A 15,581-nucleotide genomic window follows, 5' to 3' on the forward strand; every position below is an offset into this window, starting at 1 on the left:
CGGCGGGCTTGTCCACAATTTTTGTTGGCAAGGATGTGGATATCCTGAGCATGCGTGACCTAAGTCGTTGATCGCACAACGTTTCGATATACCGATCACGACTGCGGCACGGCGTGCATTCATCGATCCATCGACCACGCACACCGCGCCGCCGGCTCAGGCGAGCGTCGCGACCGCGATGCGCGCGGCTGCCGCGATCACGTCGTCCTTCGCCTTCGCATCGGCCCGCGTCTGCGTGTAGTACACCGCGAGCACGATCGGCGCGCGCGACGGCAGCCAGATCACGCCCGCGTCGTTCGTCGTGCCGTAGTCGCCGGTGCCGGTCTTGTCGGCCACCTGCGACCCGGCCGGCACGCCCGCGCGAATTCGCTTGTCGCCGACCTTGTTGCCGCGCAGCCATGCGACGAGCTGCGCCCGCTGCGCGGCCGGCAGCGCGTCGCCGAGCGTGAGCACGCGCAGGCTCGCGGCCATCGCGGCAGGCGTCGTCGTGTCGCGCAGGTCACCCGGCAACGCGGTGTTCAGTTCGGTCTCCCAGCGATCGAGCCGGAACGTGTCGTCACCGATCGAGCGCGCATACGCGGTCACCGCCGACGGGCCGCCGATCAGCTTCATCACCAGGTTCGCCGCCGAGTTGTCGCTGTACTGGATCGCCGCCTCGCACAACCCGGCCACCGTCATTCCGGTGCCGACATGCTGACCCGATACCGGCGAATAGTTGACGAGCTCCGACGGCCCATAGGTCACGCGCTGCTGCAGCAGCCCCGAACGCTCGACGCTCTGCGCGAGCACCGCCGCGCCCAGCATCGCCTTGAACGTGCTGCAGAACGGGAAGCGCTCGTCCGCGCGATGTTGCGTGCGCCGGCCGCTCGCGGTGTCGATCGCGCATACGCCGAGGCGGCCGCCCGCCGCGCGTTCGAGCGCGGCGAACGACATCGCGGACGAAACGTCCCGCGCCGCGGCCTGCGGCGACGCGCACGCGCCGACGGTCAGGACGAGCGGCGCCGTCGCGGCCGCCAGCAACAGGGTTCGACGTTGCGATGAGTAGGTCATGTCATGTCTCTCGTGGTGGAATGGATGCGGAACGGCCGGCCGGCGAGACAGCACTATCGTGACTTTACGGTTGCCTGACAAGCAACGATAATTGAGCGCTGACACAAGAAATTCTTATGACGAAGCTCCGCCCTCATCTTCCGCTGAATGCCTTGCGCGCGTTCGAATCGTCGGCGCGCCACCTGAACTTCACGCGCGCCGGCCTCGAGCTGAGCGTGACGCAGGCCGCCGTGAGCCAGCAGGTGCGCTCGCTCGAGGAGAGGCTCGGCTGCACGCTGTTCACGCGGCTGCCGCGTGGCCTCGGGCTCACCGACGAAGGCCGCGCGCTGTTGCCGGTGCTCAGCGACGCATTCAGCCGGATCGAGACCGTGCTCAAGCAGTTTGACGGCGGGCGCTTCCACGAGGTGTTGACGCTCGGCGCGGTCGGCACCTTTGCCATAGGCTGGCTAATGCCAAGGCTGAAGCGGTTCGGCGATACGCACCCGTTCGTCGAGCTGCGGCTGAGGACCAACAACAACGTCGTCGACCTCGCGGCCGAGGGCCTCGATTTCGCGATCCGCTTCGGTGCCGGCAACTGGCCGGCAACGCGCAACGAGCGGCTGCTCGATGCACCGCTCTGCGCGCTGTGCACGCCGGAGATCGCGCGGCGTCTCGCGCGGCCGGCCGATCTCGCGAACGAAACGCTGCTGCGTTCGTACCGCACCGACGAATGGCTCGGCTGGTTCGACGCCGCGCAACTCGAACCCTGGACGGTCAGCGGGCCGGTGTTCGATTCGTCGCGGCTGATGGTCGAGGCCGCGATGCAGGGCGCGGGCATCGCGCTCGCGCCGGCCTGCATGTTCGTGCGCGAACTGCAGCTCGGCCTGCTCGCACGGCCGCTCGACATCGACGTGCACGGGGGCGCCTACTGGCTCACATCGCTGAAGTCGAAGCCGCTGACGCCCGCAATGACGCTGTTTCGCGACTGGATCACGGCGGAAGCGGCCGGCACGGCGCCGCTCGACTGATGGCGCCCCGCTTGTCCACAGATTTTGTTGGCAAGCATGTGGATATCCTGGGTACCCGGGGCCTAACTCGTTGATCGTGCACGCATTACGGTGACGATGCACGTCGCGGGCAGCCCGTGCCCACGGGCGTCCGGTCGGGTTCCGGCACGCACCGGATCGTCAACCATCGGGAAGCAATCACGTCAGACTTATCCACAGAATTTGTTGGCAAGCCTGTGGATATTCCACCAATGTGACGCGTAACATCCTGATACAAAAGGGGATTCAGTAGATCGGGCCCGACAGGTCAACGACGCGGCAGCTGCGGCGCCCGTCGGCAGCCTCGCGGCCTGCCTCACGTGGCTGGCGCAGGGCTCGGCCGGTTCTCCACAGATTGTGTTGGCAAGCGTGTGGATATCCTGCGCACCAGCCCGCTAACTCATTGAACGCGCTGGGTTTTGCGCGCGTCGCTCAGGATCGGGCAGCACCGGCGCGGGCCGCGCGGCCAGCGCAAGCGCTGCCGTTCATCAATGCCGGTCGAGCCCGCCGCGCAGTTCGCTCGCCTTGTCGCGCAGCGCCTCGTAGCCCGAGCGCGCGTGTTCGGGCAGGTCGGGATCGCCGATCAGCGCGCCGAGCGTTTCGATCAGGCTGAACAGGATCCCTTTCGCCGCGCCAGCCGCGATGCTCTGCGACTCGATCGACTTGTGCAGGTGGTCGACCGCCGCTTCCAGATTCTCGAGCTTCTGCTCGCGGTCGTCGGGCCGGTTGTCGGTCGTCATCGTAGGTGCCTCCGCCTTCGTCCAAGGGTCATACACGATTCTATGCCGGTGCGCGCGAACATGGCGCGACATCGCGCAACGTCCGCGCAACGGCACACCGCATGCGTTACAGCACCGCGACCACCTTCACGCGCCCCGGCTGTTCCGCCGCCGCGACCACCTGGCCGTCGACGCGGCGGAACGTCAGCGACACGGTTTCGTCGCCGACCCGCAGTTCGTCGATACGCAGCCAGTCGACGCCTTCGGGTAGCGCCGGGCGCTCGACGCGCACCTCGTGACGCGCCGCGTCGACACTCACGCCGAGACAGGCCTGCAGCATCATGAATGGCGCGCCGGCCGCCCACGCCTGCGGCAGGCATGCGACCGGGTAGGCCGTCGGCGGTTCGCCGCGCCGGCGCGGGAACCCGCAGAACAGCTCCGGCAACCGCATCTCGAAGCTCACGGCGGCTTCGAACAACGCGCGCAGCAGATTCACCGCGGCCGTCTTGTCGCCGTAGCGCGCCAGCCCGCGCGCGATCAGCGCATTGTCGTGCGGCCACACCGAGCCGTTGTGATAGGCCATCGGGTTGAAGCGCGGNCGCGAGCGTGCGGATCCCCCAGCCCGTCTGGAACAGCGTCGAGCCGAGCACGCCGGCGACGGCCGTGCCGCGCTCCGCGTCGGGCAGCCCGAATGCGAGCAGATGGCCCGCGTTCGACGCGAACACGCGGCACAGGTCGCCGTGCCCGTCGAGCGCGATCCCGTAGAACTGGCCCTCCGGCATCCAGAACAGCGCTTCGACCTGGTCGCGCAACGTCTTCGCGCGCAGCGCATAGCGCGTCGCGTCGGCCGCGTGGCCGCGCCGGTGCGAACACATCGCCATCGCATCGAGCGCCGCACAGGCATACGCCTGCACTTCGACGAGCGCGATCGGCCCGTCGGGGAAGCGGCCGTCCGCGTGGAACACCGAATCGTGACTGTCCTTCCAGCCCTGGTTCGCGAGACCGCGCTCCGACGTGCGCTGATAATCGAGCAGTCCGTACGGATTGCGGTCGCACTTGTCGGTCACCCATTGCGCGGCGCGCTCGAGCGCGGGCCACAGTTCGTCGATCAACGCCTCGTCGCCGGTGTGTTCGACGTACGCGCCCGCGAGCACGATGAACAGCGGCGTCGTGTCGACGCCGCCGTAGTACAGCGCGAACGGCACCTCGCCCGTCGCCGCCATCTCGCTGCGGCGGAATTCGTGCATGATCTTGCCCGGCTCCGCATCGCGGAACGCGGACGTCTCGCGCGCCTGGTGCGCCGCGAGAAAACGCAGCACGCCGCGCGCGAGCGACGGCTGCAGCCACAGCATCTGCAGCGACGTGATCACCGCGTCGCGGCCGAACGGTGTCGAGAACCACGGAATGCCCGCATACGGATACGGCCCGGTATCGAGTTGCGTCGTGAGCAAGCCGAGATCCGCGAGCGAGCGGTCGAGCCACGCGTCGAACAGCGGGTTGCCGGTGTTCACGCGCGCCATCGACTCGCGGCGCGAACGCATCTCGCGATGCACGCCGACGAGCGCGGTGCGCAGCGCGACGCGGCCGCATCCCGGGCCTGCGCCGCCATGCGCGGGCCCCAGCGTCGCGTCGACGGTCAGGTAGATCGACACGCACGCCTGCGCGGCGATCGTCAGCCGATAATCGGCACGATCGACCGACAGCGCATCGGGCGCCGGCGAAAAATGCACGGTCACGTTGCGCTCGACCTTGTCGAGGCCGTCGTAGCGCAGCCGCACCGCGCCTTCATCGACGCGCGGCGCGACCACCGTGCCGCGCGTCGGGCGCTGCGTGCCGCGCACTTCGAACATGTCCTTGAAATCCGCCGCGAACGACAGTGACAGCGGCACCTCGGCCTCGCTCGCGCCGTAGTTCGTCAGCGTCAGCGCTTCGTACAGCACGTCGCCCGCGAGCACGCGCATCCGTTCGATGTGGATCACGCCCTCGGGCGTCTCGTGGCCGCCGAGCGGCGGCAGCGGGCGGTTCGTCAGGTGCGCGGTGAACGACGCGTTGTCCGCGCTCGTCGCGCCCGACAGCAGCGACGGCGCGCGGCCGCCGAAGGTCAGGCGCCAGGTCGACAGCACGCGCATGTCGTCGACGAACAGGCCGTCGTCGTGACCGCCGATGTCGCCGAGCGCGTCGCTGACCACGAACGCGTCGCCGGATTTGAGCACGTACTGGTTGTTGCGCGCGAGTGCCTGCGGATCGGCTTCGGGCGCGATGAAGGCGGGGCCCGACGCGTGCGTCGGGGGGACCGGCGCGGCTTGCGGCGCCTGCGTCGTGGTGGCTTCGGCGTGATTCGGCATCGATGCTCCTGTGTCGAGGCGCAACGCGCGGCGCGCGTCGCGTGTTTCGCACAGGATAGGCCAGAACGGGGGGCGCGCGCAGCGATGACGCGACGCGGCGCCCTGCGACCTCATCGATCGTCGCAGGGCGCCGCGCGCATGCGCAGCTCACGCGCCGGTCAGAACTTCCACAGGATGTTGCCGAGCACCGCGTTGTCGCGCACACCGCTGCCGTACTGGCCGCTGAACGTGAGGCCGAGCGTCAGGCGTTTCGTGATGGTCGCGTCGATGCCCGCCTCGAGCACCGCGCTGTCGCGCGCCATCGGCACGCCCGACACCTGGAACGACGTGCCGCCATTCGCGAACGTGAACGCCGACGACGGCCGCACGTTGCCGAACGCGTGCCGCCAGCCGACGGTCCCGCGCGCGGTGAAGGTGCCGCTCGCGATCGTGCCGAGCTGCGACGCGGCGCGCAGGCCGAGGGTCGAAAACCCGATGTGGCTGGTCTGCCCGCCGGCCTGCAGCGCGGCCGCGCCACCGCTTTCGGTATAGCCGTCGGTATGCAGGTTCACGTAGGCCAGCCCCGCGAACGGTTCGACCGCGACCGGCCCGACCGGCAGCGCATAGCCGACTTCGCCGAACACCTGGGCCGAATGCGCGTTGTAGCCGGCCGAATCGTGATCGGAGAAGCCCGCGAAGCCCGGATAGCGGTCGCTGTTGATCCGGTACCACGTGTACGACGCGCCGCCGCGCACGCCGAGCGCGCCATACTGCGCGCCGCCGTACAACGACAGGTAGTAGCTGTTGACCGACGCGGACGCGCTCTGGTCGTTGTCGAGCGAGCTGTGCGTGACACCCGCGGCCAGACCCCCGCGCCACTTGTCGTTGAACGCCATGTCGGCACCGGCGATGAAGCCCGTCATGCTGCGGTTGAGCGTCGACGCATTGCTGTCGCCGGCGAGCCGGCTGCGGCCGCCGAATGCCTGACCCCAGACCACCGGCTGGTAGGGCGTGCCGCCGTAGCAGCCTTCACGCGAACCGATCCGGCGCTCCGGCGGCAGCGTCGGGTCCGTCACGCCGGCCGTGTTGTCGCCGCACAGCGCGGCACCGCCCGACGACAGCGCGGCGAGCGGCCCCGATCCGGGCGCGAGGCCCTGGCGCACGCGATCGGTCACGGCCTCGCGCACATAGCGGCTGTCGAGCAGCAGCATGCTCTTCAGGCTCGCCTGCAGTTCGCCGTCGAGCATCCCGTAGGCCCGGCGCGCGGTGGCCGCATCGGTCGTCAGCACCGTGTCATACAGCGGGTTGCCAGCGCCGAGCGCACCGATCGCGGTCGCGACCGCGCGCTGGTTCGGCGTCGCCGCGACATCGGGCAGCGCCGTGCCGTTCGCGACCAGTTGCAGGTACACGTGGTTCGAATCGTAACTGAGCGTCGGCATCAGGAACGCGTAGGTCGAGCTCACCTGGCTGAACGTGCCCTGCACGCCCGACGACGCGCTGAGGATCGTGTACGTCGTGCTCGGCTGGTAGCTCGCCTGGTTCGCGAGCACCTGCACGGTGCCGCCGTTCAGCGTCGCCGTGCCGCCTGCCGCGATGCTGCCGCTCTGCTGCGGCGTGACCGCGACCTGCAGCGTCGAACCCGGCTGGAACGTGACGTTACCCGCGACGTTCAACGCCGCGCCCGGCTGCGACGCGGCCGCGATCGCCCCGCCCTGGACCACGACGCCGCCGACCGTGCCAGTGCCCGTCAGCGTCGCGCCGTTCTGCACGGTGACGAGCGACTGGCCGAGCGAACCGTCGACGGCGAGCGTGCCCGCGGCGACGGTGGTCGGACCGCTCAGCGTATTGGTGCCCGTCAGCGTCAGTTGTCCGCTGCCCGCCTGCGTCAGCGAACCGGTGCCGGACAGCACGCTCGCGAGCGTCACGTTGGCGGACTGGTTGACGATCAGCGCACCGTTGTCGACGACATTGCCGGCCACGCTGCCCGACGTGCCGCCGTTGCCGAGCTGCAGCGTGCCGCCCGACGCGATCGTCGTGCCGCCCGTGTACGTATTGCTGCCGGTCAGCGTCTGAATGCCGGTGCCGGCGACCGTCAGGCCGCCGGTGCCGCCGATGACCCCGCCGAACGTGCCGTTGCCGCTGCCGCTCAGCGCCAGCGCGTTCGCGCCGAGGTTCACGGTGCTGCCTGCCGCCCCGGACAGCGCGCCGATCGTCTGCGCGCCCGATGCACCGCTCACGTCGAACGTCGCACCGGCACCGGCGAGGTTCACCGCGCCCGTCGACGCAAGGCTGCCGCCCGCGCCGAGCGCCAGCGTGCTGCCGCCGTTGATCGTCGTGCCGCCCGTGTACGTGTTCGCGCCCGTCAGCGTTTGCGTACCGGTACCCGCGAGCGTCAGGCCGCCGGTGCCGCCAACCGCACCGCCGAACGTGTTGCTGCCGCTGCCGTTCAGCGTCAGCGCGTTCGCGCCAAGGTTCAGGTTCGTGCCGGCCACGCCCTGCAGCGCGCCGATCGTCTGCGCGCCCGATGCGCCGCTCAGGTCGAGCGTCGCGCCCGTGCCGGCGAGATTCACCGTGCCGGTCGATGCGAGGCTGCCGCCCGCGCCGAGCGCCAGCGTGTTGCCGCTGTTGATCGTCGTGCCGCCCGTGTACGTGTTCGCGCCCGTCAGCGTCTTCGTGCCGCCGCCGACCAGCGTCAGGCTGCCGGTGCCGCCGATCACGCCGCCGAACGTGTTGTAGCCGGTGCCGATCAGCGTCAACCCGTTCGCGCCGAGGTTCACGTTCGTGCCGGCCGTGCCAATCAGCGTGCCGATCGTCTGTGCACCCGACGCGCCGCTCAGGTCGAACGTCGCGCCCGTGCCCGCGAGGTTCACCGGGCTGCCCATCGCGAGGCTGCCGCCCGCACCGAGCGCCAGCGTCCCGGCGTTGATCGTGGTGCCGCCGCCGTAGCTGTTCGCCCCGGTCAGCGTGACCGTCGCCGCGCCGTCCTTCACGAGCGCGCCCCCACCGGAGATCGTGCCGCCCAGCACGAGCGCGTTGCTGCCGCCGAGCGTCAGCGCCGCGCCCGTGCCGACATTGATCGCATTGCCGACCGACAGGTTCGCATTCGTATCGAGCGTCGCCGTGCCACCGACATTCAGCGTGCCGGTACCGAGCGCCGCGTTGTTGCCGAGCACGAGGCCGCCGCTGTTCAGGTTCGTGCCGCCCGTATAGGTGCTCGCGCCGTTCAGCGTCTGCGTGCCGGTGCCCGCGAGCGTCAGGCTGCCGGTGCCGCCGATCGCGCCGCTGAACGTGCCGCTTGCCGTTCCTCCCAGCGTCAGCGCGTTGCCGCCCAGGTTGATGTTCGTCCCCGCGACACCGGACAGCGCACCGAGCGACTGCGCACCCGACGCAGCACTCAGGTCGAGCGTCGCGCCTGCGCCCGCGAGATTCATCGCGCCGGTCGCCGCGAGGCTGCCGCCCGCGCCGAGCGCCAGCGTCCCGGCGTTGATCGTCGTACCCCCCGTGTAGGTGTTCGTGCCCGTCAGCGTCGTGGTCGCCGCGCCGTCCTTCACGAGCGCGCCCGTCCCGGAGATCGCGCCGTTCAGCCCAAGCGCGTTGCTGCCGCCGAGCGTCAGCGTCGCGCCGGTGCCGAGATCGATCGCGTTGGCGACCGACAGGTTCGCGGTCGTATCGAGCGTCGCCGCGCCGCCGACGGTCAGCGCTCCCGAGCCGAGCGCCGAGCCGTTGCCGAGCACGAGACCGCCGGCATTCAGCGTCGTGCCGCCCGTGTAATTGTTCGCGCCGGACAGCGTCAGCGTCGCCGCACCGTCCTTCACGAGCCCGCCCGCGCCGGAGATCGTGCCGTTCAGCCCGAGTGCGGTGCTGCCGCCGAGCGTGAGCGTCGTGCCGGTGGCGAGGTTGATGCCGTTGGCGAGCGACACGCTGGTGGTCGCATCGAGCGTCGACGAGCCGTTGACGTTCACCGCGCCGAAGCCCAGCGCCGTGTTGCCGCCGACGACGAGGTTGCCGCCGTTCAGGTTCGTGGGGCCCGTATAGGTATTCGCGCCGGTCAGCGCCTGCGTGCCGGTGCCGGACAGCGTCACGCCGCCCGCGCCGCCGATCGTGCCGGCGTAGGTCGTATTGCCGGTGCCGTCGAGGGTCAGCGAATTGCCGCCGAGGTTTACATTCGTGCCGGCCGCGCCGGCGAGCGAACCGATCGTCTGCGCGCCCGATGCGCCGCTCAGGTCGAACGTCGCGCCCGCGCCGGCGAGGTTGACCGTGCCCGTGGCCGAGAGGCTGCCGCCCGCACCGAGCGCCAGCGTGCCGCTGTTGATCGTCGTGTCGCCGGTGTACGTGTTCGCCCCGGTCAGCGTCGTCGTCGCCGCACCGTTTTTCACCAGTCCGCCGCTGCCGCTGATCGTGCCGCCCAGCGCAAGGTTATTGCTGCCACCGAGCGTCAGTGCCGCGCCCGTGGCGAGATTGACCGCATTGCCGAGCGTCACGCTCGTGCTCGTATCGAGGGTCGCCGACGCATTGACGTTCAGCGCACCGGCACCGAGCGCTCCGTTGTTGCCGACCACGAGGCCGCCGGCATTCAGGTTCGTGCCGCCCGTGTAGGTGTTCGCGCCCGTCAGCGTCAGCGTGCCGCCGTCGTTCTTCGTCAGCGCGCCGCCGCCCGTCACCGTGCCCGACACCGTGAGCCCGGTCGCGCCCTGCACCGTCAGCCCGCCCGCGCCCAGATCCACGTTGTTGCTGACGTTGAGCCCGGCGGCGCCTGCCTGCAGCGCGCCGCCGGTGGCCGTGATCGTGCCCGTGCCAAGCGACGCGTTGTCGCCGATGATCGCCACGCCGCCCGCCAGCGTCGCGTCCTGCGCGGACGATGCGCCGTTGATCGTCCAGTTGCCGCTCGTGACGTCGAGGTGATTGAAGTTGATGTAGTTGTTGACCGCGATGGTGCCGTTTGCCGACGTGCCTTGTTGCAGCACCAGCGTGTTGTTGCCGCCGGCACCGCCGTCGACGGTGCCGGTCGCCGCGACGCCGAGCGTGACCGGACCGACCGTGATGTTGAACGCGCCGCCCGTGCCGCCGGCCGTGTTGACCGACGAGCCCGTCACGGCGTTGAACGTGTTGGTGCTGTTCGCGCCCATCGACACGCTGCCGTTGATCGTGCCCGAGTTGGTAAAGGTGTTGCCTTGCCCGGGCGTGCCGTTCGACCCGAGCGACACGCGGCCGGTGATCGTCCCGCTGTTCGTCATGTTGACCGCGCCGCCGCCGTACGCGGCGACCACGGGCGCATCCGCGCCGACCAGCGTCGCGCCGACCAGGGGGGTCGAGCCGATCGTGCCGGTGTTGCTGATCGTCGACGTGCCGCCCGTGCCGTTCTGCACCGACAGCGCCATGCCCGTCACGCCGCTGATCGCGACACCGGTCGAGCCCATCATCGTGCCGTTGTTGGTCACGGTCGTGGTGCTCGCCGCCGCGTTGCCGATCACCGCGCCGCTCGACAGCACGCCGAGGCCCGAGCCGAGCGCGGACGGATCGATCGTACCGTTGTTGGTCAACGTGGTGTTGTTGCCGGTCAGCGACATCGCGGTGCCGCCCACGCCGAGCAGCACGCCGACGCTCGCGCCGGGGTTGACGGTCGCGTTGATGTTGTTGGCGCTGTTCGAATAGCTCGGCGCCAGCGGATTCGCGACGCCTGAGCAGGTGACCGTGGTGCCTGCCGTGGTACAGGTCGCATAGGCGGGAACGATGCCCGCGCCGGACAAGGCCAGGAAAACGCCCGTCGGCAAAAGGAATTTCGGAAACGGTTCTCCGCTCTTCTTCGAATGCGTGATATTCATGCTTCCCCTCTCAATCGGCATGACCGCTGAATCGGACCGGCGGCCGAATATCCGGGACGCAAGCGTACCCGCCGGCAGTCGCGGAACGACGTCGGTTTATTCGTGGATGAACTGCGGGTTAATCGATTCTCGTTTGCGAATGCAAAACTAACCGGATGACATGACCGTGCCCCCTCTTTTTTATGCAGCGACTTTCTGGTTGATTTGATTACCGTCCTGCTTTTTGTCAGACAAGGCTACATCAAAAAAACATGGTTTTCCAGTCGATGTTTGATTATCTGATTCAGGTCAATTTGGGCACGTATTTTTTACTCGCATGCAGGCGTGGAACGGCAAGGCAAATGATTTCCCCGTCATTTCGAAGCCGCGGGGCACCACATGACGCCGCGGGATCCGTATAAGTACCGATACTTCATATCAAATCCAGGATCTGATTTTCACGGCGAAATATTAATGCCGACTGGCACCGTCGGAAAAAATGGCCGAAACCATTTCATTTGCCGAATTGATGACGGTGATCTTTTAACATCCCACAAATCACTTTCAAAATCCGGCGCACGTGACGCCCCAATTCGGAAATGCAAGCCGCAAAGCAGATCGATCCCGAGCGGCACGCCCGGTCAAGAAAACCGGCTGATCAGATAAGGCGTTGGCGGGAATGACCGGGCCGCGCGTCGGGATCGATGCCGCATACGCCGCGCATGAATCGCGTATGCGGGCATTGTCCGCCCGCTCGAATGGAGAGCGCGCCACTGGAGGCGGTACGGACGGCGGCGCAGATGTTCGGGTGCGAGCCGACCGCTCGAGCGCGAGGTGTGCCCACGCGAGGGGGGCATATTGGCTGACGATCGACGCGCGCGACGGCCGATGCGCCGGCATGCGCGCACGTGCTGCGGTGGTTCGGGGTTCGAAAGACCTCCAGACCGGATCGACGAGCCGGCCCGGCCGGCGTCAATCCACCGGGCACATCGCGAGCCGTCCCATCGCCTCGCCGGCGCCGCGCACCGCGCAGGTGGCCGGCTCGTCGGCAATGCGCGCGATCAGTCCGGTTTCGTCGCGCAGCAGGCGTTCGAGATCCGCGAGCAGCGCGCCGCCGCCCGTCAGCACCACGCCGCGATGCGCGATGTCGGTCACGAGTTCGGCCGGCGCGTTTTCCAGCACCGACTTCACCGCGCCGATCACCTGCTTGAGCGGCGCGGCCAGCGCGTCCGCCACATCATGGTTCGACAGCTCGATCGAGCGCGGCAGGCCGTCCTCGACGCTGCGCCCGATCGCGCGCGTCGACATGCGCGGCACGGCGCTGCTGGCCGAGCCGATCGTCTTCTTCACGCGCTCGGCCGTCTGTTCGCCGAGCAGCACGCCGTACAGGTTGCGCACGTGATTGACGATCGCCGCGTCGAACTGGTTGCCGCCGACGCGGATCGCCTCGCGGTAGACGATGCCGCCGAGCGCGATCACCGCGACCTCGGTCGTCCCGCCGCCGATGTCGACGACCATCGAGCCGACCGGCTCGGTCACCGGCAGGCCCGCGCCGAGCCCGGCGGCCAGCGCTTCCTCGATCAGTTCGACGTCCGATACACCGGCCGCGAACGCGGCTTCGCGGATCGCGCGGCGCTCGACCGCCGTCGCATCCGACGGCACGCACAGCGTGACCTCGACGCGGCGGCTGAAGCGCGAACGCGTGCGCGACATGTCGATGAAGCTGCGGATCATCTGCTCGGCCGCGTGCGCATCGGCGATCACGCCGTGCCGCATGGGCCGCACGGCCTCGAGATGCCCCGGTTCGCGGCCGAGCAGCGCCTTCGCGCGCTCGCCGACCGCTTCGAGCGTCGGCCGCGCGTCGGACGCACCCGCCTTGCGAAAGCAGACAACCGACGGCTCGTTCAGCACCACACCGCGCTCGTGCGTATAAATCTGCGTACTCGCCGTTCCAGGGTCGATCGCAACGGGTTGCGCAAACAACTTTCCGAACAGCGGTGTCGACATATCAAGCCTTATTGAACAAACGGGCCGAAACGGCCAGGCCGCATCCCGTGGCGCACCTGTGGCGCCCCATCACGGGCTTAGCGGCAAATCGTTCCGATACTTTAGGCAATTCCGATGATTTTTTCGCGACGAAATTGCCGAAACGCATTTTCGCAGACATGCGGCTACGCGCCGGCCTCTCGCGTTGCGCTTGTAAAACACGGTAATCTCTCGGTCTTGCCTGCTCCCGGCAGGCGTCCGATGCACGATCACGCCAGGTATTCCACCATGACAGCGACCGCTTCTCTCCGCTGGCCAGGGGTGCGCCCGCTCGGCGCAACGCTCGTTGCGCTCTGGTGCTGCACCGTCGCCGCGCAGCCCTTGCCGGCCGCCGACACCGCCGCCGCGACCGCCACGACGGCCGCCGCCCCCGCCGCCAGGCCCGCACCGACCTGCGTCGCCGACGGCGGCCCGGCCGGCCGGCCGTCGATCGGCCTCGTGCTGTCCGGCGGCGGCGCGCGCGGGTACGCGCACCTGGGCGTGCTGAAGGTGCTCGAGGAGAATCGCATCCCGGTCGACTGCGTCGCGGGTACCAGCATGGGCGCCGTGGTCGGCGGCCTGTATGCGAGCGGGATGGCCGCCGACGAGATGCAAAAGCGCCTGTCGGAGGTGAACCTGGCCGACATCGCGTTCGACGTGACCGAGCGCAAGGACCTGCCGCAAAGCAGCCGCGAGGACGAGCGCTCGTACATCAACGGCCTGACGCTGGGCTTCGGCAAGAAAGGCGTGAAGGCACCGGTCGGCCTCGTGCAGGGCAACCGGCTGCAGGCGCTGCTCGCGAACTGGACGGCCGCCGTGCCGACCAACCAGCCGTTCGACCAGCTGCCGATCCCGTATCGCGCGGTCGCGACCGACCTGCAGACCGGCCAGATGGTGGTGCTGGACCACGGCTCGCTGCCGCTCGCGATCCGCGCGAGCATGGCGATGCCCGGCCTGTTCGCGCCGGCCGAGATCAACGGCCGCGCGCTCGTCGACGGCGGGCTCGTCAGCAACCTGCCCGTCGACACCGCGCGGCAGATGGGGGCGAAGGTCGTGATCGCCGTCGACATCGGCTCGCCGCTGCGTCCGCTCGACGCGCTCGCGTCGCCCGCCGACGTGATGCAGCAGATGGTCGGCATCCTGATCCGCCAGAACGTGACGGCGCAGCGCAAGCAACTCGACGCGCAGGACGTGCTGCTCACGCCCGACCTCGGCGCGCTCGCGTTCACCGATTTCCAGAACGCGAAGCAGGCGATCGCCGCCGGCGCGGCCGCCGCGACCGCGGCGCTGCCGCGGCTCAAGCACTTCGCGCTCACGCCGGAACAGTACGCGGCCTACCGGTCAGCGCATGCACAGCCGCTGCCGCTGCCGATCCGCATCACGCGGATCGAAATCAAGACGAACGGCGGCGTGCCGAAGCGTGTCGTCAGCGACGCGCTGCACGTGAAGCCGGGCGACACCTACGATCCGGCGACCGTCAGCCAGGACCTGCTCGGCCTGACGACCGGCGGCAATTTCGAGAGCGTGACGCAACAGATCGTGAGCCACGGCGACGATCACGTCCTCGAGATCAACGCGCGCGAGAAATACTGGGGGCCGAATTTCCTGCTGTTCGGCGTCGGCATGTCGAGCAGTTCGACCGACGAGGGCGGCTTCCGCCTGCACGTCGGCTACCGGCGGCCGTGGCTCACCGAATCGGGCCTCGAGTTCCGCGCGGATACGACGATCGGCAGCGACCTGCAGTCGGCGCGCGTGGAATTGCGCCAGCCGTTGCCGGCCGCCTACGGCCTCTACATTTCTCCGTATGCGGAATATCAGCGCCGCTACGTCAACCTTTACGACGACAGCGGCGAAGTAAAGCTGAACCAGTACCTGATGCAGACGACGCGCGCCGGGCTCGACTTCGGTTTGCCGATCGGGCGGCTCGGCAACTTCCGGATGGGCATCGGCTACGCGACCGGGTACGGCTCGCCGAACTACAACCTGCCGATCCCGGTCGAGGACGGCACCTCGACGCTGTTCTGGCCGAGCTTCTCGTCACAGGCGCTGACCGCGCGCGCACGGCTCGTCATCGATCAGCTCGACGATCCGATGTTCCCGCGCAAGGGCTACTTCGGCGAATTCCGTGTCGAACGCTCGCTGTGGTCGCACAACAGCCAGTCCGCGGGTATCTTCGACGAGACGTCCAACACGCCTTATACCGAGCTCTACGGCAAGGCGATGATCGCGCAGCAGTTCGGCCGGCACAGCGTCAGCGCGACGATCGAGGGCGGCAAGAGCATCGGCGGCACCAACCTGATCAACGCGTTCAACTTCACGCTCGGCGGGTTCCAGCACCTGGCCGCGTATGCGGCCGACCAGCTGACCGGCAACGAACTCGCATACGGGAACGTGACCTACATGAACCAGCTGATGACGTTCAACGCGTCGCCGATCAAGGCGCTGTCGGTCGGCGCCAGCGCGGAAGTCGGCAACGTGTGGTCGAGCGGCGTGAAGGTCGGCGGCGGTGCGCTCAAGCAGAGCTATACGTTCTTCACGAGCCTGTCGACCGCGTTCGGCCCCGTGTACATGGGTGTCGCGCTCGCGCCGGGCGGCCGGCGCAACATCTACCTGCAGCTCGGCCGCACGTATTGACGG

General features: G+C 68.8%; 6 protein-coding genes and 1 pseudogene. 2 read left to right on the forward strand and 5 right to left on the reverse strand.

Going from position 1 to position 15,581, the window contains the following annotated elements:
• Window positions 1-156 precede the first annotated feature (156 nt).
• A complete protein-coding gene (gene blaPEN-bcc / locus ACTJKF_RS24410; RefSeq protein WP_440626833.1) occupies window positions 157-1,050 on the reverse strand; it encodes a PEN family class A beta-lactamase, Bcc-type in 894 nt (297 codons plus the stop codon).
• 116 nt (window positions 1,051-1,166) lie between these two features.
• Here blaPEN-bcc and penR point away from each other — a divergent pair, with 116 nt between their 5' ends.
• Window positions 1,167-2,057, forward strand: coding sequence for a beta-lactamase transcriptional regulator PenR (gene penR, locus ACTJKF_RS24415; RefSeq protein ID WP_440626835.1), 891 nt, complete (start codon window positions 1,167-1,169; stop codon window positions 2,055-2,057).
• A gap of 506 nt (window positions 2,058-2,563) precedes the next feature.
• Here the strand turns inward: penR and ACTJKF_RS24420 are convergent.
• The 4 genes and pseudogenes from ACTJKF_RS24420 to ACTJKF_RS24435 all read right to left on the reverse strand — a co-directional run bounded on the left by ACTJKF_RS24420 (window position 2,564) and on the right by ACTJKF_RS24435 (window position 12,926).
• Window positions 2,564-2,815 carry a hypothetical protein gene (locus ACTJKF_RS24420; RefSeq protein WP_014898674.1) on the reverse strand — a complete coding sequence of 84 codons (252 nt, stop codon included), beginning with the start codon at window positions 2,813-2,815 and terminating at the stop codon, window positions 2,564-2,566.
• A gap of 106 nt (window positions 2,816-2,921) precedes the next feature.
• Window positions 2,922-5,139: pseudogene (locus tag ACTJKF_RS24425) on the reverse strand (amylo-alpha-1,6-glucosidase).
• A 158-nt stretch (window positions 5,140-5,297) separates the two neighbouring features.
• Window positions 5,298-10,940 carry an autotransporter domain-containing protein gene (locus ACTJKF_RS24430; protein WP_440626837.1) on the reverse strand — a complete coding sequence of 1,881 codons (5,643 nt, stop codon included), beginning with the start codon at window positions 10,938-10,940 and terminating at the stop codon, window positions 5,298-5,300.
• 951 nt (window positions 10,941-11,891) lie between these two features.
• Window positions 11,892-12,926, reverse strand: coding sequence for a rod shape-determining protein (locus ACTJKF_RS24435; protein WP_440626839.1), 1,035 nt, complete (start codon window positions 12,924-12,926; stop codon window positions 11,892-11,894).
• Window positions 12,927-13,193: 267 nt separating this feature from the next.
• Between ACTJKF_RS24435 and ACTJKF_RS24440 the strand changes: the two genes are divergently transcribed.
• A complete protein-coding gene (locus tag ACTJKF_RS24440) occupies window positions 13,194-15,578 on the forward strand; it encodes a patatin-like phospholipase family protein (protein ID WP_440626840.1) in 2,385 nt (794 codons plus the stop codon).
• Window positions 15,579-15,581 lie beyond the last annotated feature (3 nt).

The organism is Burkholderia sp. 22313 (assembly GCF_052045245.1).
In the GTDB taxonomy this organism is placed as follows: Bacteria; Pseudomonadota; Gammaproteobacteria; order Burkholderiales; family Burkholderiaceae; genus Burkholderia.

Excerpts from the sequence above, each read along its gene's own strand:
- blaPEN-bcc (WP_440626833.1), bottom strand. The coding sequence starts at position 1,050 with ATGACCTACTCATCGCAACGTCGAACCCTGTTGCTGGCGGCCGCGACG.
- penR (WP_440626835.1), top strand. The coding sequence starts at position 1,167 with ATGACGAAGCTCCGCCCTCATCTTCCGCTGAATGCCTTGCGCGCGTTC.
- ACTJKF_RS24420 (WP_014898674.1), bottom strand. The coding sequence starts at position 2,815 with ATGACGACCGACAACCGGCCCGACGACCGCGAGCAGAAGCTCGAGAAT.
- ACTJKF_RS24430 (WP_440626837.1), bottom strand. The coding sequence starts at position 10,940 with ATGAATATCACGCATTCGAAGAAGAGCGGAGAACCGTTTCCGAAATTC.
- ACTJKF_RS24435 (WP_440626839.1), bottom strand. The coding sequence starts at position 12,926 with ATGTCGACACCGCTGTTCGGAAAGTTGTTTGCGCAACCCGTTGCGATC.
- ACTJKF_RS24440 (WP_440626840.1), top strand. The coding sequence starts at position 13,194 with ATGACAGCGACCGCTTCTCTCCGCTGGCCAGGGGTGCGCCCGCTCGGC.